This is a genomic window from Devosia polycyclovorans (genome assembly GCF_042181575.1).
GTDB lineage: Bacteria > Pseudomonadota > Alphaproteobacteria > Rhizobiales > Devosiaceae > Devosia > Devosia polycyclovorans.
This window is the reverse complement of sequence record NZ_CP170082.1, coordinates 396747-413898: the sequence shown is the minus strand read 5'-3', so window position 1 is coordinate 413898 and position 17152 is coordinate 396747. Positions and strand designations below refer to the sequence as shown.

Here is a 17152-nt window from a genome sequence, read left to right as displayed (position 1 = left end):
CTCCCAAAGCTGGTGAGAGTCCAGCCTTGCGACAAGCCCGATCACCGCAGGGTGAAGTCCGAGCGAGCCGCATCAAGCAGCTCGTCTGGCAATTTCATCAATGATTCCAATTCTGTCCACAAGATTGCCGCCCGCACCGGCCGTCCGGGGAAAAGCTGACCTGCAACCAACGCATACAATCCTAGCTGGGTGAGATAGTTCCCCGGCACGCCGTCCGCTCCTTTGGGAACCGACGCGTCGGACTTGTAGTCCACCACCAGCACCCCCTCCTCGTCAACCACCACGCGATCGATCCGGCCACTGAGCCAGATCGGCTCCCCCCTGCGTGTCGCGGCCACGCGAAACGGCAGCTCGGCCCGGCTATCAGGCCCAAACAGGCGCGCAAAGGCCGGTTCGTTGAGGATGGTCTGCGCCTTTTTGGCGATGACCTGGTGGTTCTGCGCCATATCGGGCAGCAGCGTTTCAAGCGCGCGCGGCGCCACGCGGGCCCGCTCCCCTTCCGGAACCCGGCCCAGATGCTGCAGCAGCGCGTGCAGCGCTAGGCCCGATTTTCTGGCCGTTTCCGCATCACGCAACATGTCCGCCTTGGTCGCCAGGGCATCGGCATGGCCAGTTCCTATGGCGGCATAGCTTGGCGCAATCACCGGGATCTTCGGCGGCGGCGGAACGGGATCCAGCACCAGCTCCACCGGAGGCACCGGATTTTTGGCCAGCTGCCGGTCGAACCGGGCTGCCATGGTCGCCGGGAAAATCTGCGCGACTGTGTCGCCAGCCGCGTCGACCACGGGCTGCAAGGCCTCGCCCAGCCCCATTTCTATGGCGTCATACCATGAGCCGGCCAGCCTGCCTTTCACACCCAATGGGCCGGTGACATAGAGTTCGTCCTCGGCCCGGGTCATGCCCACATAGAGCAGGCGCCAATATTCCCGCTCGCGCACAGCGTCGATCTCCTGGCGCAATTGCGCAGTCGCCGGAACATGCTGGTTTTTGGAGGCCGCATGCAGCAGGAGCGGCCCCGGCGCCTTGTCGATGGCATAGACCGGCTTGCTGGTCTGGCTGGCATTGGGCTTGCCGGTGGCATCGGCCAGAATGACGATGGGTGCCTCGAGCCCCTTGGCGCCATGCACCGTCATTACCCGTACGCCGCCGCCGCTTTCGGCCAGTTCGCGCTTGATGGTCACGGCCCGCCGCCGCATTTCGGCGGCAAAGCCCTGCAGGGAAGGCTGCGGCCCCTGCTCATGGGTCAGCGCCAGCTCCAGCAGTTCGGTCAGCACATCATCCACTTCCGTGCCCAGTCTGGCGTGGAAGCGTTTGAGGCCGTCCTCGGCATAGAGCACGCCGGCGAGAAATTCGAAGGGCCGCTCCATATCGAGCGCGGCCCGCCAGCGGCCCAGGCGTTCAGCCGCCGCCGCTGCACTGTCTCCTGTCGCCGCAAACAGCGCCGACCACAGCGTCTGCCCCGGGTCGCGTGGCTGGGCAATTGCGTAAAGATCGTCCTCGGTCAGATCGAACAGCGGCGAGCGCAACAGCGCCGCCAACTGCAAATCGTCAGCCGGGTTGAGCAGCACATCGATCAGGGCCAGCAGGTCCAGCACCGCAATATGGCCGGTTACCGCCAGCCGGTCGGCGCCTGGTGTGGGCAAGCGCTCGCTGCGCAGGGCGCGGATGATTTCCTGAAACAGCGGACCACGCTTCTGCACCAGGATCAGCACGTCATCGGCACCGACGGGCCGGTTGCGCTCACCCAGAATGCGCCCTTCATCGATCCACGACCGGATCTCGCGGGCAATGCGCAGGGCCACCTGCCGGTTGGCACTCTGCTCGGCTTCTACCGCAACGCGTGGCCATTGGCTGGTGTCGCGCTCGGTCTTTTCCTCCTGCACGGGCGGCCAGAGGGTAACGCTGCCACCTTCCTGGCTGCGCGCCGGCTGGTGGATGATTTTTTCATCGGCCAGCAAAGCTGCCTGGATATCAGCCCGGTCGCAAACCCGGTCCACGGCGGCGAGAATGCCTTTGAGGGTGCGGAAGCTGGTATGCAGCCGCACATTGCGGAACAGCTTGTCCGCCTCGCTCGCCCGGCGGGCAATGTTGCGTCCCGTGTGGCCGAACAGCACCGGCTGCGCGCCCTGGAACGAATAGATCGATTGCTTCTGGTCGCCCACGGCAAACACCGAACGCGGCTGGGTCACCGCCCCCGCGCCAGCAAAGAACTCATCGGCCAGCGCATTGACCACGCGCCATTGCTGCTCATTGGTGTCCTGGCTTTCATCAACCAGAATATGGTCGATCCCGGCATCGAGCTTGTATTGCACCCACGGTCCCAGCGCCTGGTTGGAAAACAGATCTCCAAGCTTTTCGACCAGGTCATCGAAGTCGAGCAGGGCGTGCCGGCGTTTTTCGGTCTCATAGCGCCTGGCAATGGCGGCCACCACATCAAGCACCGCTTCGCTCCGTTCCACCAGCAGCGCCCCGGCCAACTGGCGTTCCAGCGAAAACACCCGTTCGCGTTCGTCCTCCAGCAATCCCTGCAGGACCGGCTTGGCCTTGGCCTGGGCGGCATTGAGCAGCCGCGCCCGGGGCTGCTTGGTCTTGTCCTTGTCCTCTGTGACGAACAGGGCGCAAAGCTGCTGCGCGCTCAGGCGGTCCGGGTCAAGCCGTGCAATCAGATCGATGAAGCGCTTCCCCGCCGGGTCCGAGTCGAAACTCGACAGGATGTCCTGCCAGACCGGCCGCGTCAGCGCGGTGCCCGAAACGATCTCTTTGGCGATCTCCGTGGCGCTGCCGCTCACGCCCACCAGTGCTCGCAGCCGGGTCTTTGCCCCGGCAATGTCCGCCAGCACCGGTTTGAGTTTCGCCCCCTCGCTCAGCGCCGCACCGATGGCTTCAGTAATGGCGCTGTCGCTCATCAGGGTGAACAGCGTCTCAACCGCCGCGGCATTCTCGCCGCCCCGCAGCCCCTCGGCCAGCACGCTCTCGCGTGCCGCCAGCAACATCTGGGCCTGGCGGTCATCCTCGATCACGGCAAAGTCGAACGGCACCCCGGCTTCAATTGGAAAGCGGTGCAGCACCGCCTCGCAAAACGCGTGGATGGTCAGGATGCGCAGGCCCCCCGGCGTTTCCAGCGCCTTGGCAAACAGCGTCCGGGCATCCTCCAGCAGCCGCGCATCCGAGTCTCTTCCGGTCAGCTCCACCAGTTCCTGATGCAAGGCTGCGGGATTTGCCACCGCCCATGCGGCAAGCCTTGCTCCCACGCGCTTGCGCATCTCTGCCGCCGCTGCCTTGGTATAGGTGAGGCAGAGGATCGATTGCGGCTTCACCCCGGCCAGCAACAGCCGCAAGACGCGGGTGGTGAGCACAAAGGTCTTGCCCGAGCCGGCATTGGCCTCCACCCAGATCGAATAATCCGGATTGCCCGCCAGAGCCTGGCTCTGACTGGTATCACTGGGAACGACGAGCTTGCCGCGATCGCTCATGGCTCCTCCTCGCCATCCACGGCCGTCCATTCGGACACCCGGGCCAGATGGTCATAGGCCCCGGCAAAGCGCTGGCTCTTGAGCGGCAGAAGGCGGGCGGGCAGGGCCGTCTGGTGAAACAGGAAATGCTCGATATGCAGCTGTACCCGCCGGAACACCTCTTCGGCGGCGTCCATCACGCTCATCCCGTCGGGTGTCGCAAAAGCACTCGGCTTGAAGGCCTCGGGCCCCAGCCCGATCTTGATATAGGTCAGCGCGCTGGTATCGGCCTGCGGAATGCCCTTAAGGCCCGCATTGAGCGCCATCATGGCTTCCACCGGCAATTGCGGCGCCTCGAACGCCTTCATCGCTGCATTGCTCGGCGGCGATCCGGTCTTGAAATCGAGAATTTCCAGCGTGCCATCCCTGAGCAGATCGACGCGGTCGGCTTGACCGGTAATGGCGAAGGGTTCAACGAGCTTCAGCTCCCAGCGCCCGGAGATTTCGGCATGGCGCTTGGCGACGAAGGCGGCGCGATCGCGCTCATACTCCAGAAACTGCGCGGCTGCAGTCGCAAAGCGTCGCAGCCAGATGTCGCGGCGCTCGCCAATGGCCTCGAGCCCACCAAACTCCTCCGCTGCGATTTCCATCAGCCGGTCCAGCGCCTCCGGCGCCGCCGGATCACAGTTCTCGAAGACGAAGCGGGCGAAAATGGCGTGGATGATCGTGCCGCGCTCGCGTGCGTCGGGGTCCTCGCCCAGCGCGTCGAGCGGTTTCAGCTTCAACACATGCTTGGCATACAGGTCATAGGGCGAGCGCATCAGCGTTTCGATCTCGGTGACCGAAAGCTTGCGCGGCCGCAGCGCAACAGGCGGATTGGGCATCGGCCGCATGGCGGGCACCACGCGCGCCACCATGTCCAGTCGCCGCGCCTGACGGACCCAGGCCTCGCCCCGTCCGCGCAATTGGTTGGCGGCATCTTCGCCGATAAAGGCATCGAGCCTTTGCACCAGCCGCGAGGGCAGGGCCGGGCTGGCGCCCACGCGTTCGGCATAGGCCAGAATAACCTGGCTGTTGCCCAGCGCCTGGGCAAAATCATGCGCGGCCAGGCCCTGTTGCCGCTCGGGCGGTTCCAGCCCTGCACCCAGCCGCATGCCCCGGCTGAGCCAGGGTCCCGGATCAGCGGTTGCTGGCCATTTGTCTTCGTTGAGCGCCCCCAGGATCAGCACATCCGGGCTCATCAGCCGCGCCTCGAGTTGTCCCCAGATGGCGATATCCCGGCGGCGCTCCTCCAGTGCCACATGGCGCACATCGATGCCGGTCATCAGCACGGCCAGAACATCTTCCAGGCCCCGCGGCGCAAAGCGGTGCCCCTGGCCGGAGAGCTCCTGCATCTGGCGGACCCAGTCTTCCATTTCGCGACGGCCGGGCAGGGGGGCGCCGGCGCTGATCGCGGCCATCGCCTCCCCCAGGGCAATGGCCAGCGACGAGGCGGGCAGGTCGGTCCGCTCCATCAGGGCAAACAGTGGCGCCAGCGCTGCCTCTAGCCGGTCCAGCAGCCGGGCGATCGCCGCGCCGCGTTCAGGCGACACTGTCCGCGCGGGATATTTGAGTTGACCGGCCAAATGCGCGGCCAGCATTGCCCGCAATCCGGCAATGCCCGGCGCCGGGCGCTGACCGCGCAGCAGCCCCAGATCAATATCGTCTGCCAGCGCCACGACGGCACCGCGCTCAAGCCCCAGATTGGTGGCCCGATTGCGCAACAGCGCCAAAAGGTCCACCGCGGCGCAATTGGTCTGCACCAGATTAAGCAATTGCCGCGCCAGCCGCCCCGCCGGGGCGTGAAATAGCGGTGTACCGGCTGCGTCATCGACCTCGATGTCGAACCGCTTCAGCTCCGCTGCGATGCGCCGCGCCAGATTGCCGTCTGGTGTCACGATGCCGACCGTGGTGCCTTCTTCCCGGGCCAGGGCGTCGCGCGCCGCAAGGGCGATAGCGCGGGCCTCCTCATCCTCATTACGGGCGGCGATGATCGAAACGCCCTCCAGCGCTCTGGACAAGTCCGCCGCCGGCAACCGCCGCTCCGGCCAAAGCGCGGTTTGCGCGGTCGGCGCCAGCGCCAGATTGACCAACCGGGTGCGTGGATGTCCGCTGCCGCACAACTCGGTCACCTGGTCGATGCCGGCCCCGAAGCCGCGCAGCAACTGGGCCAGGCCGTATTGCGGATGGCCATGCGGGTTGCTGTTGGGGTCGAGAAAGCCTTCGAGTATCTCTGGACCCATCTCCCTGTCGAGTCCCGGCAGCACGACGGCACCCCTGGGCAATTGGGCAATGGTCTTGAGCAGCCTTGCAGTGGCCGGGATCGAGCCGGTCGATCCGGCGGCAATCACTGGCTTGTGGCCAAAAAGAAATGCGGCCGCATCCGCCTGGCGCATGAGCCTGCGGCCACGCAACGCCGCTGGGTCGGCCAGACCATGCGTGCTGAGCCAGCCCGGCCAGGCTTCGAGCGCAATATCGAGAAATTGCAGCGTTTGCTGCCAGTAATTGCCCAGCTCCTCTGCCATCTCATCGCCCAGAGCCCGAATGTCGGCAGCGCTCCGCTCCTCGATATGGAGGTCATCGATCAGCCGGCCTAGCGATTCGGCCATCGAGAAGATTTCCGCCGCCGTTGGCGGGGTGGAAAAGGCTTCGCGCCCCGCCTCACTTCTGGCCCAGGCGGCGACAAGATCGGACAGGATCAGCCGCCTCCGCAGCGGGCTGGCGGGCCAGGCCTCCTTCTCGGCGTCAAAAGGCGGCAGGAACGGCTCTTCGTCTTCCACCTCGCCGCCAAAAGTGCGCAAATCCGGCAGCAGGCCGCCAAACTGAGGGTGGCGCGCAAAGCTCTCGGCCAAGCTGTCCAGCGCCCGGCGCGTGGGCAGGATGATGGTGACATCCGATAGCCAGAACGGGCCGCTGCGGTCCCAATCGCCCAGCAGCCGCCCGTCCATCACCGCGTCTACAAGGCAGGGCAGGAAAGGGGTATGCGGGGCGATGGTGAACAGGTTCATGGATTGAGCGCCTGTTCCGCTGCTGCCAGCCCTGCAGGGTCTCCGACATGAAACCAGGGCGCGTCCAGCACCACGCCTTTGAGGTGTTCGCGCTCCAGCGCGGCCTCGAACAGCAGATTGAGCGAGAACGGGCCGTCCGGGGTGTCGTTAAACACGCTCCGCCCCATCAGCGCCACGCCGCCATAGATGACCGGCGCGCCATAATCGCGCGTGATCCGGCCCATGGGGTCGAGGCAAAAATCATGGCTGCGGGCGAATCCACTGGCACGTGCAGGCTGCACGCAAAGCAGTACGATGTCCTCGCTGTGCTGATAGCGCTGCAGCATCCGCCCCAGCGGCGCATCGCTGCCTGCCGGCCAGAAGGCATCGGTGTTCATCACCAAGAAGGGGTCAGAATGCAGCATGGGCAGGGCCGCCTTGACCCCGCCGCCGGTATCGAGCAGCACCTCTTCGCGATTGACCTTCAAAAGCCCGCCGAAATGGGCCAGCAATTGGTCGGCGCGGTAATGCGCATTGGCCACGAAACGCTTGGCGCCCTCGGCCCGCGCATTGGCCATGACGCGCTCGATCAGCGGCGTTCCCGAGACCCGCACCAGCGGCTTGGGCACACTGTCGGTCATCGGTTTCAAACGCGTGCCCAGCCCGGCGGCGAGCAGCATCACATCGGGGAATCGGGCATCGGCACTCATGCCCCGGATAGAACAGTGGCGAACCGGACCTGTCCAGCCCGCTACCGAAGCGTTTTCAGCAAAAGTGGCAGCGGTTTTGCGGCGCGAAAACGCCACAAGCAAAACCGGGGGAACTTCGCTGTTTCAACGAAACAGTGAACTTCCCTAGATGCACGCCCTTATTCGGCGTGCGCTGCAGTAGCAGGCGGATCAAGATCGTCATCGCCCTCGGCGGCCACCGCCGCGTCGCGCAGGCTGGACTGGTCGGTCAGCGCCTTGGGGCTGGTTGCCGCAATGGCCTCATTGGGCGGCGCATTGGTCAGGATCGCGGCCAGCGAGCCAATGGTCGAGCGCATGTTATGGCGGTGCACCACCATGTCAACCATGCCGTGGCTGAGCAGATATTCCGAGCGCTGGAAGCCCTTGGGCAGTTTCTCGCGAATGGTCTGCTCGATGACGCGCTGCCCGGCAAAGCCGATCAGGGCACCCGGTTCGGCAATATGCACATCGCCGATCATTGCATAGGAGGCGGTGACGCCACCGGTGGTCGGGTTGGTCAGCACCACGAAGAACGGCAGACCCGCTTCGCGCAGGCGCAGCACGGCCACGGTCGTGCGGGCCATCTGCATCAGGCTCAGAATGCCTTCCTGCATGCGGGCGCCGCCCGATGAGACGAACAGGATGAACGGGGTCTTGAGCCGCGCAGCGGTCTCGATGCCGGTAATGATGCCCTGTCCGGCGGCCATGCCCAGCGAGCCGCCCATGAAGTCGAAGTCCTGGATCGCGACAGTCACCGCGCGCTCATAGAGCTTGCCGGTCGCCACCAGCACGCTGTCCTCATGGCCGGTCTTGGCGCGATTTTCCTTGAGGCGGTCAGTATAGCGCTTCTGGTCGCGGAATTTCAGCGGGTCGACCGGCACGGAAGCCACCGGCACCAGGTCATATTTGCCACCGTCCAGAAAGGTCGCCAGCCGGTCGGCCGGCTTGATCTTCATGTGGTATCCCGAATTGGGCACCACCCACTGATTGGCCTCGAGATCGCGGTAGAACACCATCTCGCCCGATTCCGGGTCCTTGACCCAGAGGTTCTCCGGCGTTTCCCGTTTGTTGGAAAGGAAGGAGCGGATTTTGGGGCGGACGAAATTGTCGATCCAGTTCATGGCGCGGCCTTTCGCGGTGATCCAGTTTTCAGGATCACGTAGTCGTTAATTGTGGCAAATCTTATCAGGCCCTGCAGCAAGCCGCAAAGCGCCTGACCCTGTGCTTGTGGACAGCGTTAACCGCGTGCCCGTTTCACCCCGGCAGCAAGCTCCGCCACCAGTTCGCTGACGGCTGCAACCGTCCGGTCTGTTGCCCGGCCGTGGTCCAGCGATTTTGCCACCGCATCGACCAGTACCGTGCCCACGACGACGCCGTCGGAATACTTGCCGATCTCGGCGGCATCCTCGGCGGTCTTGATGCCAAAGCCGACCGCCACCGGCAGGTCTGTGTGACTCTTGATTCGTTGCACCGCTTCACCCACCGCCGCGCGCGACTTGATGGCGGCTCCGGTAATGCCGGTCATCGAGACGTAATAGACAAAGCCCGACGTGTTCTTGAGCACCACCGGCAGGCGCCGGTCGTCCGTGGTCGGCGTGGTCAGGCGAATGAAATTGAGCCCCGCCTTGAGCGCCGGGATGCACAATTCCTCATCCTCTTCGGCCGGCAGGTCCACAATGATCAGGCCATCGACGCCAGCCTCCTTGGCTGCGGTGATGAAGCGCTCGACGCCGAAGATGTAGAGAGGGTTGTAGTAACCCATCATCACGATCGGGGTGGTGTCATCATTGCGCCGGAACTCTTCCACCATGCCCAGCACGCCCAATAGGGTCTGCCCGGCAGCCAGCGCCCGCTGCCCCGCCATCTGGATCACGACGCCATCGGCCATGGGGTCGGAAAAGGGCAGGCCCAGCTCGATCACATCGGCCCCGGCCTGCGGCAAGGCATTGAGAATGGCCTGGCTGGTGCTGAGGTCCGGATCGCCGCCCATGACATAGGTGACAAGAGCGGGGCGGTTCTCGGCCTTGCACTGGGCAAAGCGCGCATCGATACGCGTGGTCATTATTTCAGCAGCCCCAGATGTTTGCCGACACTTTCGACGTCCTTGTCGCCGCGCCCCGAAAGACAGAGCACAATGGACTGGTCCTTACCCAGCGTGGGGGCCAGCTTGAGCACCTGCGCCAGCCCATGCGCGCTTTCCAGCGCCGGAATAATGCCTTCCATTTTCGTGCACAGCTGGAAGGCGTCCAGCGCCTCATTGTCGGTAATGGGCGCATAGGTCACGCGCTTGGTATCGTGCAGGAAAGAATGCTCCGGTCCGACACCGGGATAATCCAGACCGGCCGAAATGGAATGGCCTTCCAGGATCTGCCCGTCCCCATCCTGCAAGAGATAGGTCCGGTTGCCGTGCAGCACGCCGGGGCGCCCGCCGGTCATCGAGGCGGCATGGCCATTCTCGGTCTCGATGCCATGCCCGCCCGCCTCGGCACCATAAAGGGCGACTTCGGGATCATCGAGGAAGGCGTGGAACGTGCCGATGGCGTTCGAACCCCCGCCCACGCAAGCCACCACGGCGTCCGGCAATTTGCCCTCGGCCTCGCGGAACTGTTCCTTGAGCTCGGTGCCGATCACCGACTGGAAGTCGCGCACCATTTCCGGATAGGGATGCGGTCCGGCCGCCGTGCCGATCAGGTAATAGGTGGAATCCACATTGGTGACCCAGTCGCGCAGGGCCTCGTTCATGGCGTCCTTGAGCGTCCCGGCGCCAGCCGTGACCGGCCGCACCTCGGCGCCCAGCATTTTCATGCGCAAGACATTGGGCATTTGCCGTTCAACATCTGTTGCGCCCATGAAGATGGTGCAGGGCAGGTCGAACTTGGCGCAGACCGTCGCCGTCGCCACGCCATGCTGGCCGGCGCCGGTTTCCGCGATCACCCGCGTCTTGCCCATGCGCTTGGCGAGCAGGATTTGTCCCAGGCAATTATTGATCTTGTGGCTGCCGGTGTGGTTGAGCTCTTCGCGCTTGAACCACACCTTGGCGCCGCCCAGATGCGCCGTTAGCCGCTCGGCGAAATAAAGCGGGCTGGGTCGGCCGGTATAATGCGTGGCCAGGTGCTTGAGTTCGGCGGCATAGGCCGGATCCTCTTTGGCGGCCCGATATTCATGTTCCAGGTCCAGGATCAGCGGCATGAGCGTTTCGGCGACAAAACGCCCGCCATAAATACCGAAACGCCCATGCTCGTCCGGGCCATTGCGCAGGGAATTGGTGCGGTCCATCGGGATCCTCTCGGCCAGCGCCGAGAACAACCCGGCTTGCTGGTGCTATACGGCTGCCCGGGCGTTGCGGATGAACGCCTCGATCAGTTTTGTGTTCTTGACGCCCGGTGCTGTTTCGAGACCCGAAGAGGCATCGATCCCCATCGGCCCGACTTGGCGCACTGCAGCAGCCACATTGTCCGGCGTCAGGCCCCCGGAAAGCATGAAGGGGATGGACGGGTCAAGCGCTTCGAGCAGCCGCCAGTCAAAGCTTTCACCCAAACCGCCGGGCCGGTCGGCTCCTTTGGGTGGCTTGGCGTCGAGTAATATACGGTCGGCGACTTCGGCAAATGCGGCCACCTGCTTGATGTCTTCGGCCGACCCGATCGGCAGCGCCTTGATGATTTCAACGCCGGCCTCGGCGCGGATCGCCTCAACGCGATGTGGCGTTTCCGGGCCATGGAGCTGGATCCAGTCCGGCCCCAACGCGGCCACTTCAGCCACGCAGGAATTGTCTGGATTGACCAGCACGACGCAGCTTTCGATGCGGCCGCGCGCCGCTGAGATCAGCCCGCCCAGCTCATCGATGGAAACGTGGCGCGGCGAGCGTGGAAAATGCATGAAGCCCACCATGTCGGCGCCGGCCGCGATGGTCGCGTCGAGCAGGTCATGGGTCTTGATGCCGCAAATTTTGACGATCAGTGGATCGGCCATAGTCGGGGGTGGCTCAACGGGACGGAAAGAGGATCAAGAGCCGCACTGCGCCGTCCGTCATCGCAGTTCCAGCAGGTCATCGACTTCGGCCATTGGGCCACGGCGCGATTCGCCGTTGTTCTTGCGCAGGGCGTCGAGTTCTTCTCCCAGATGCTGGGCCTCGCGGCGCCAGTGCCGCTCACGGCGGCGGTGCTCGGCCTGCGCAAACCAGCTCGCGGTGCCGCCCAGCAGGACGCCGATCAGGAGGACCACATAGAGCACCACAAACAGCGGAATGCCATAGCCGGCGGCGCTGGCATCGGCAGGCGCGCCAAAGGGATTGAGATTGACCGCCACAAGGTGGCGATTGGCCAGTGCAAAGGCAATCAACACGGCGCAGAGCGGGACCAGGACGAGCCAGCCGACAATTTTGTTGACCATTGAGGCGTTCCAGGGAGCCTGCCGGCTCCAATCCTTATCTTGTGCCGTCTGCGATAATCACGAGCGGTTCAGCCGCTCGCGGATTTCCTTGCCGGCCTTGAACTGGGGTACATACTTTTCGCCCACATCGACCTGTTCGCCGGTGCGCGGATTGCGACCCACCCGCGCGGGGCGGTTCTTCACCGAGAAGGCGCCGAAGCCGCGCAGCTCGACTCGGTCGCCCCGAGCCATCGCATCCCCGATCTCGTCGAGGATCGCATTGACGATGTTCTCGATGTCACGTTGGAAAAGATGCGGGTTCTCCGCGGCGAGCTTCTCGACAAGTTCAGACTTGATCATCAAAGGCTCCGGTATCGACCCATTGCCCCTCCTCGGGGTCTATTCAACCTGCCAAAGCGAGACCAAACCGTCAAGCATCACAGGAGTTTCGCTCGAAAATCCAAACAGGCTCCTGGCTGACTTGCCCAGCAAGTCGCCGATCCAGGACAACTCGTTCTGCTCCCTTGGCCAGACTGTAACGACAGAAGTCTGCGGATCGATCCCATGTTCGCTCTCGAGCCAATCCAGCGCTTCATGCTGCGCCCCGATGGCATCGATCAGCCCGGCCTGCAGTCCAATCCGGCCGGTGACAATGCGTCCATCGGCGAGCGCCAGTGTTTCCGCCCGGCTCAATCCGCGGCGCTCGGCGACTATGTCGACAAACCAGGCAAAGCTGTCCTCGACCAGTTCGGTGATGGATGCGCGCGGCGCGCCAGTCAGCGGCTCGTCGAAATCCGGCTCTGCCTTCAAGGGACCCGAGGCCACCTTGTCGAAATTGACCCCGATGCTGTCGAGCAATTTGCCGGCATTGACGTGCTGATAAAGCACGCCGATGGAGCCAATGATCGAAAGACGTCGGGCAAAAATCCGATCGGTACCGATGGCCGTCATGTAAGCGGCCGAGGCGCCCAGCTCATCAATGGTTGAGACCACCGGCTTGGCAGCCGACAGCCGCCGCAAATCTTCGTAGAGTTCTTCGCCGCCCGCAGTCGTGCCGCCGGGCGAATTGATCGAGACAATGACCGCCTGGACCGTATCGTCCTCGATCATTGCCTGAATGGCGCGCGACCGTGCCGCATCGGTGGTAATGGTGCCGCTAATGACGACGCGGGCGATGTGCTCGCCCCCGGCAAACTGGGGCAGCGCGAAACGCCCAACCAGCGCCAGCACGGCAATGATGGCCGCCAACAGGGCCAGCCACCGCCACAGCCCGCGGGAGCGGCGAAAGTGGTCGGCAGCAAGAACGTCATGATGCATCTGGTCGGACACAGGCGGCTCTCCAATCTGGCCTAGCAGGTACCGGGGTCGAGCCTGGATGGCAAGCGGCCGTCTTAGGGCACGGCTTTGACCATGTAGCGCGCCGTATCTTCATAGGCCGCGAGCTTCTCGCTGAGGTCAGGGCGATCTTCGACCGCGAAACCCTGCTTCTCCCAAAATGGCAGTGAACCATTAACCGCGACCAGGCTCATCGTCCCATAACCCATTGCCCTCGCATGCTTGGTCAGCGCATTGACGATCTGCTTGGCAGCGCCCAGGCCCCGGGTCAGTGGCAAGAGGGCCAGATCGTGAATGTAATAGCTGTCGGCATCGGCCGGGATCGTGCCCAGCAATGTATTCAGGGCCGGCAGATCTCCCCGCTTCCAGGGGTGGCTGAGGACATAGCCGGCCGGCTTTTCCGAGACTTCGAGCAGATAGCAGCCATTGCGGTACAGCGCGAATTTCTCCGCCAGCACCGTTTCGGTCTCGAAAAACCCCGGATGCACGCGATTGGCTATGTCGAACACCGCCCCGAAGTCGTAGCCCGTCAAAGCGCGCCAGGCGACGTCGCGAAACTGCATCATGAACTGGCCTTCCTACGTGAAACGACCCGCGCCTTTTGGCGCGGGTCGCGAGCTTTAATGCAAAGCGATAACGCTTACTTGTCGTCGCGGCCCTTGAGGGCTGCGCCCAGGATATCGCCGAGCGAAGCACCCGAATCCGAGGAACCGAAATTGGCCACGGCTTCGCGTTCTTCGGCGATTTCCAGCGCCTTGATCGAGAGCTGGATACGGCCGGTCTTGCGGTCGTACTGGGTGATGCGCGCATCGACCTTTTCGCCCTTGGAGAAACGCTCCGGACGCTGGTCGTTGCGGTCACGGCTGAGGTCGGCGCGGCGGATAAACGCCGTCACTTCGCTGTCAGCGATGCGCACTTCAATGCCGCCATCGTTGACTTCGATAACCTCGGTGGTGACCACGGCATTCTTGCGCAGGCCGGTGCCATCGGAAGCGCCGGTATCGGCCAGGCCGTCAGCAGCAAGCTGCTTGATGCCAAGCGAGATGCGTTCCTTGTCGACATCGACGTCGAGCACCTTGGCCGAGACCATGTCGCCACGGTTGTAGTCGTCCAGCGCGATTTCGCCCGACTTCTGCCAATCCAGGTCCGAGAGGTGAACCATGCCGTCCACATCGCCTTCGAGGCCAATGAACAGGCCGAATTCGGTCTTGTTCTTGACTTCGCCTTCGATGGTGGAACCAACCGGGTTCTTTTCGGCGAAAGCTTCCCACGGGTTCTGCAGGGTCTGCTTGAGACCCAGCGAAATGCGGCGCTTGTCCGGATCGACCTCGAGCACCACCACTTCGACTTCCTGGGAGGTCGAGACGATCTTGCCCGGATGGACGTTCTTCTTGGTCCAGCTCATTTCCGAGACGTGGATCAGGCCTTCAATGCCCGGCTCGAGCTCAACAAAGGCACCGTAGTCGGTGATGTTGGTCACGCGGCCCGAGAACTTGGCCTGGATCGGGTACTTGGCCTCGATGCCTTCCCACGGATCGGCCTGGAGCTGCTTCATGCCCAAGCTGATACGGTGGCTCTCGTGGTTGATGCGCACGATCTGGACCTTGATGGTCTCGCCGATGGTGAGCACTTCGGACGGGTGGTTGACGCGGCGCCATGCAATGTCGGTGACATGCAGCAGGCCATCGATACCGCCCAGGTCAACGAACGCACCGTAGTCGGTGATGTTCTTGACCACGCCATCGACCACCTGGCCCTCTTCGAGCTGCTGGACGATTTCCGAACGCTGTTCGGCGCGCGATTCTTCGAGGATGGCGCGGCGCGACACCACGATATTGCCGCGGCGCTTGTCCATCTTGAGGATCTGGAAGGGCTGCGGCACGTTCATGAGCGGCGCGATGTCGCGGATCGGACGGATGTCGACCTGCGAACGCGGCAGGAAGGCCACGGCGCCTTCGAGATCAACGGTGAAGCCACCCTTGACCTGGTTGAAGATGGTGCCTTCAACGCGCTCATTGGCGTTGTACTTCTCTTCGAGCTTGACCCAGCTCTCTTCGCGGCGGGCCTTCTCACGGGAAAGGACGGCTTCACCGGCGGCGTTCTCGACGCGGTCCACATAGACCTCGACTTCCGAACCCACGGTGATGGTGCCGTCGCGGCCGGCCTGGCCGAATTCCTTCAGCGGCACGCGGCCTTCAGTCTTGAGACCCACGTCGATGATCGCGAGGTCCTTTTCGATGGCCACGACGCGGCCCTTGACGACATTGCCTTCAGCGGCATCGTTGTCGACAAAGGAGTCGAGCAGCATCGATTCAAAGTCGTCTTTCGTCACAGTTTGCTGTGCCAAATGCTTTCTCCGGCGCCGGTGGTTGGGGGTTGAAAACCTGGACCGAATACGGGTCCGCTCTGGCGCGATGCCAAAGCCGGCGCACGGAGCACCGCTTCACTGAACAGGTTGATTGGGTATGTCAAAAGTCCGGGCCAGCGCCTGGTTGATTACCCGATGGACCGGACTCAAGGAGGAAATTAGGAGGGCGCATGCCCCCCTGCCTTGAGCGCCTTGGCCAGATCGACAATCGCGATGGCAGCGCGGAGTGCGGCCTCTATACCCATTTGTGTCGTGTCGAGCAAGTGCGCGTCTTCGGCCTGGTAGAAGCCGCCATGGGGGTTGAGCATGTCGCGCGCATCGCGCTCCTCGATTTGGTGGAAGAGCTTGTAGCGATCCACCGTCTCGCCCCGCGCCTCCAACTGCCGCGCCCGGCGCTCCATACGCGCCTTGCTGTCGGCCTGAATGAAGAGCTTGACGTCGGCATCCGGGCAGATGCGCGTGCCGATATCGCGCCCATCCAGCACCGCCCCGCCCGGCTGGGTGGCAAAACTGCGCTGAAAATCGAATAGGGCCGCTCGCACCTGCGCGATCACCGCGACCTTGGAGGCTAGAACACCAGTATCCGCCGACGTCAGCGCCTCAAGGTCAGTCAGATGGCTCTCGTCCAGCGCCTCTGCCGCGGCTATGGCGGCCGACTCGAAGGCAGGGCCATCTTCCTTGCCGGCCACCGCCAGCCCAACTGCGCGATAGAGCAGGCCCGTGTCGAGATGGGGCAGGTCATAATGCCGAGCGAGGCCAGCGGCCAGCGTGCCCTTGCCCGAGGCGGCGGGTCCATCCACGGCAATGATCATGTCCTGTCCCTCAAAAGTGATGTGCCGGTCCAAGCCGATAGCGGCGTGGCCTGCCAAGGGCAAGAGGCGCTCCCCAGACAATCCTGGACAGCTCTGAATCCCGAAGGAGTCCGGCAATCCCGCATTTTGCGTTTGACAGGGCAGGGCTTTGCCCATAACCGGACGAACCGAAATGGGTGCTCGCGGCTATAGAGGCGCCCGCAATTCTCCTTATTCGACGAGGCATGAGAGATGGCCAGTGACCGCGGTACCAAGCGGACCGACCCCGATACCGGCAAGAAGTTCTATGACCTGAACCAGGACCCGATCGTCTCGCCCTATACCGGCAAGAGCTATCCGCGCTCCTTCTTCGAAACCCTGCCCGGCAAGCCCAGCCCGGTCACCGCCCGCAAGGTGGATGACGAAGAGCAGGTCGAAGAAGAAGAAGTCGAGGATACCGCAGCGCCCGAGATCGTCAGCCTTGAAGAGGCGGACGCCGAGGAAAGCGGCGACGATATCCCTGATGTCGAAGATGTCGAGGTCGATGAAGACCTGGGCGACGATGACGAGGACACCTTCCTTGAGGAAGATGAAGACGAAGACGACAGCCTCGGTTTCGACGTCGGCGACGACGAAGACCGTTGATTTTGTTCAACTTTTCCTGCCGGATGGGATAATTATCCGGCAGGATAAAAAAGTGTCATTTAGGCACTTGCAAGTGGCGGAATGTTCCAATAGGTTCCGCCTCGCTTCGGACGGGCAACGCCCCGACGAACCCAAAACACTCGGCAAGCATGGCGTTCCGCCCCTTGCCCGGATGGGGCCTTAGCTCAGCTGGGAGAGCGCTTGCATGGCATGCAAGAGGTCAGCGGTTCGATCCCGCTAGGCTCCACCAAATTCTGCTTAAGCATCGCCGTTCTCCTGCTAGCGGCTTCTGGCGACGATTGAATTTTTTCCTCGCTACGCGACCTCCTGCCTTCATTTGACACGCCTTCCTGATCTGACATCGTTCTGTCAGACCTCAGGAATCACCCGTGCCGCGCAAACCCCTCACCCTTTCCCCCGCCCAGGCCCGCGCCATCTG

General features: G+C 63.4%; 14 protein-coding genes and 1 tRNA gene. 2 read left to right on the top strand and 13 right to left on the bottom strand.

All coding sequences use genetic code 11. The annotated features are described in order from the left end of the window. Nucleotides 1–41: 41 nt before the first annotated feature. The 13 genes from addA to ACE4RL_RS02000 form a co-directional block, all read right to left on the bottom strand. Nucleotides 42–3473 (bottom strand): double-strand break repair helicase AddA, encoded by a 3432-nt coding sequence (addA, locus tag ACE4RL_RS02060; RefSeq protein WP_375598878.1) that lies wholly within the window; start codon nt 3471–3473, stop codon nt 42–44. Continuing rightward, nucleotides 3470–6499, bottom strand: coding sequence for a double-strand break repair protein AddB (gene addB, locus ACE4RL_RS02055; protein ID WP_375598877.1), 3030 nt, complete (start codon nt 6497–6499; stop codon nt 3470–3472). Before addB ends, addA begins: the two co-directional genes overlap by 4 nt. Continuing rightward, nucleotides 6496–7188, bottom strand: coding sequence for a nucleotidyltransferase family protein (locus ACE4RL_RS02050; protein WP_375598876.1), 693 nt, complete (start codon nt 7186–7188; stop codon nt 6496–6498). The genes addB and ACE4RL_RS02050 overlap by 4 nt, the downstream gene beginning before the upstream one ends. A gap of 158 nt (nt 7189–7346) precedes the next feature. Continuing rightward, nucleotides 7347–8327: an acetyl-CoA carboxylase, carboxyltransferase subunit beta gene (gene accD / locus ACE4RL_RS02045; protein ID WP_375598875.1), complete on the bottom strand. Its 981-nt coding sequence runs from the start codon at nt 8325–8327 to the stop codon at nt 7347–7349. A gap of 116 nt (nt 8328–8443) precedes the next feature. Beyond that, nucleotides 8444–9268: a tryptophan synthase subunit alpha gene (gene trpA, locus ACE4RL_RS02040; protein WP_375598874.1), complete on the bottom strand. Its 825-nt coding sequence runs from the start codon at nt 9266–9268 to the stop codon at nt 8444–8446. Further along, nucleotides 9268–10482 carry a tryptophan synthase subunit beta gene (gene trpB / locus ACE4RL_RS02035; protein ID WP_375598873.1) on the bottom strand — a complete coding sequence of 405 codons (1215 nt, stop codon included), beginning with the start codon at nt 10480–10482 and terminating at the stop codon, nt 9268–9270. The genes trpA and trpB overlap by 1 nt, the downstream gene beginning before the upstream one ends. 45 nt (nt 10483–10527) lie before the next feature. After that, nucleotides 10528–11175, bottom strand: a complete 648-nt coding sequence (locus ACE4RL_RS02030) for a phosphoribosylanthranilate isomerase (RefSeq protein WP_375598872.1) — start codon at nt 11173–11175, stop codon at nt 10528–10530. Between the two features lie 57 nt (nt 11176–11232). Next, nucleotides 11233–11595, bottom strand: a complete 363-nt coding sequence (locus ACE4RL_RS02025) for a lipopolysaccharide assembly protein LapA domain-containing protein (protein ID WP_375598871.1) — start codon at nt 11593–11595, stop codon at nt 11233–11235. 57 nt (nt 11596–11652) lie between these two features. Next, the gene (locus tag ACE4RL_RS02020; protein ID WP_035099264.1) at nt 11653–11934 is read right to left on the bottom strand and encodes an integration host factor subunit beta; all 282 of its coding nucleotides are present in this window, start codon (nt 11932–11934) and stop codon (nt 11653–11655) included. Nucleotides 11935–11973: 39 nt separating this feature from the next. Further along, nucleotides 11974–12903: a signal peptide peptidase SppA gene (sppA, locus tag ACE4RL_RS02015; protein ID WP_375598870.1), complete on the bottom strand. Its 930-nt coding sequence runs from the start codon at nt 12901–12903 to the stop codon at nt 11974–11976. A 62-nt stretch (nt 12904–12965) separates the two neighbouring features. After that, nucleotides 12966–13475, bottom strand: coding sequence for a GNAT family N-acetyltransferase (locus ACE4RL_RS02010; RefSeq protein WP_375598869.1), 510 nt, complete (start codon nt 13473–13475; stop codon nt 12966–12968). A 74-nt stretch (nt 13476–13549) separates the two neighbouring features. Then, nucleotides 13550–15256 (bottom strand): 30S ribosomal protein S1, encoded by a 1707-nt coding sequence (gene rpsA, locus ACE4RL_RS02005; RefSeq protein WP_375598868.1) that lies wholly within the window; start codon nt 15254–15256, stop codon nt 13550–13552. A 179-nt stretch (nt 15257–15435) separates the two neighbouring features. Beyond that, nucleotides 15436–16089: a (d)CMP kinase gene (locus tag ACE4RL_RS02000; protein WP_375600218.1), complete on the bottom strand. Its 654-nt coding sequence runs from the start codon at nt 16087–16089 to the stop codon at nt 15436–15438. 231 nt (nt 16090–16320) lie between these two features. Between ACE4RL_RS02000 and ACE4RL_RS01995 the strand changes: the two genes are divergently transcribed. Together ACE4RL_RS01995 and ACE4RL_RS01990 are read left to right on the top strand one after the other, a co-directional pair. Beyond that, nucleotides 16321–16713, top strand: a complete 393-nt coding sequence (locus ACE4RL_RS01995; protein WP_375598867.1) for a TIGR02300 family protein — start codon at nt 16321–16323, stop codon at nt 16711–16713. Nucleotides 16714–16887: 174 nt separating this feature from the next. Further along, nucleotides 16888–16963 (top strand) — tRNA-Ala (locus tag ACE4RL_RS01990). Nucleotides 16964–17152: the final 189 nt, after the last annotated feature.

Bases quoted from the DNA above. Each gene is read 5' to 3' on its own strand.
- trpB (WP_375598873.1), bottom strand. From the start codon at position 10,482: ATGGACCGCACCAATTCCCTGCGCAATGGCCCGGACGAGCATGGGCGT.
- ACE4RL_RS02030 (WP_375598872.1), bottom strand. From the start codon at position 11,175: ATGGCCGATCCACTGATCGTCAAAATTTGCGGCATCAAGACCCATGAC.
- addB (WP_375598877.1), bottom strand. From the start codon at position 6,499: ATGAACCTGTTCACCATCGCCCCGCATACCCCTTTCCTGCCCTGCCTT.
- ACE4RL_RS01995 (WP_375598867.1), top strand. From the start codon at position 16,321: ATGGCCAGTGACCGCGGTACCAAGCGGACCGACCCCGATACCGGCAAG.
- ACE4RL_RS02050 (WP_375598876.1), bottom strand. From the start codon at position 7,188: ATGAGTGCCGATGCCCGATTCCCCGATGTGATGCTGCTCGCCGCCGGG.
- trpA (WP_375598874.1), bottom strand. From the start codon at position 9,268: ATGACCACGCGTATCGATGCGCGCTTTGCCCAGTGCAAGGCCGAGAAC.
- ACE4RL_RS02025 (WP_375598871.1), bottom strand. From the start codon at position 11,595: ATGGTCAACAAAATTGTCGGCTGGCTCGTCCTGGTCCCGCTCTGCGCC.
- ACE4RL_RS02000 (WP_375600218.1), bottom strand. From the start codon at position 16,089: ATGATCATTGCCGTGGATGGACCCGCCGCCTCGGGCAAGGGCACGCTG.
- ACE4RL_RS02020 (WP_035099264.1), bottom strand. From the start codon at position 11,934: ATGATCAAGTCTGAACTTGTCGAGAAGCTCGCCGCGGAGAACCCGCAT.
- ACE4RL_RS02010 (WP_375598869.1), bottom strand. From the start codon at position 13,475: ATGATGCAGTTTCGCGACGTCGCCTGGCGCGCTTTGACGGGCTACGAC.
- addA (WP_375598878.1), bottom strand. From the start codon at position 3,473: ATGAGCGATCGCGGCAAGCTCGTCGTTCCCAGTGATACCAGTCAGAGC.
- accD (WP_375598875.1), bottom strand. From the start codon at position 8,327: ATGAACTGGATCGACAATTTCGTCCGCCCCAAAATCCGCTCCTTCCTT.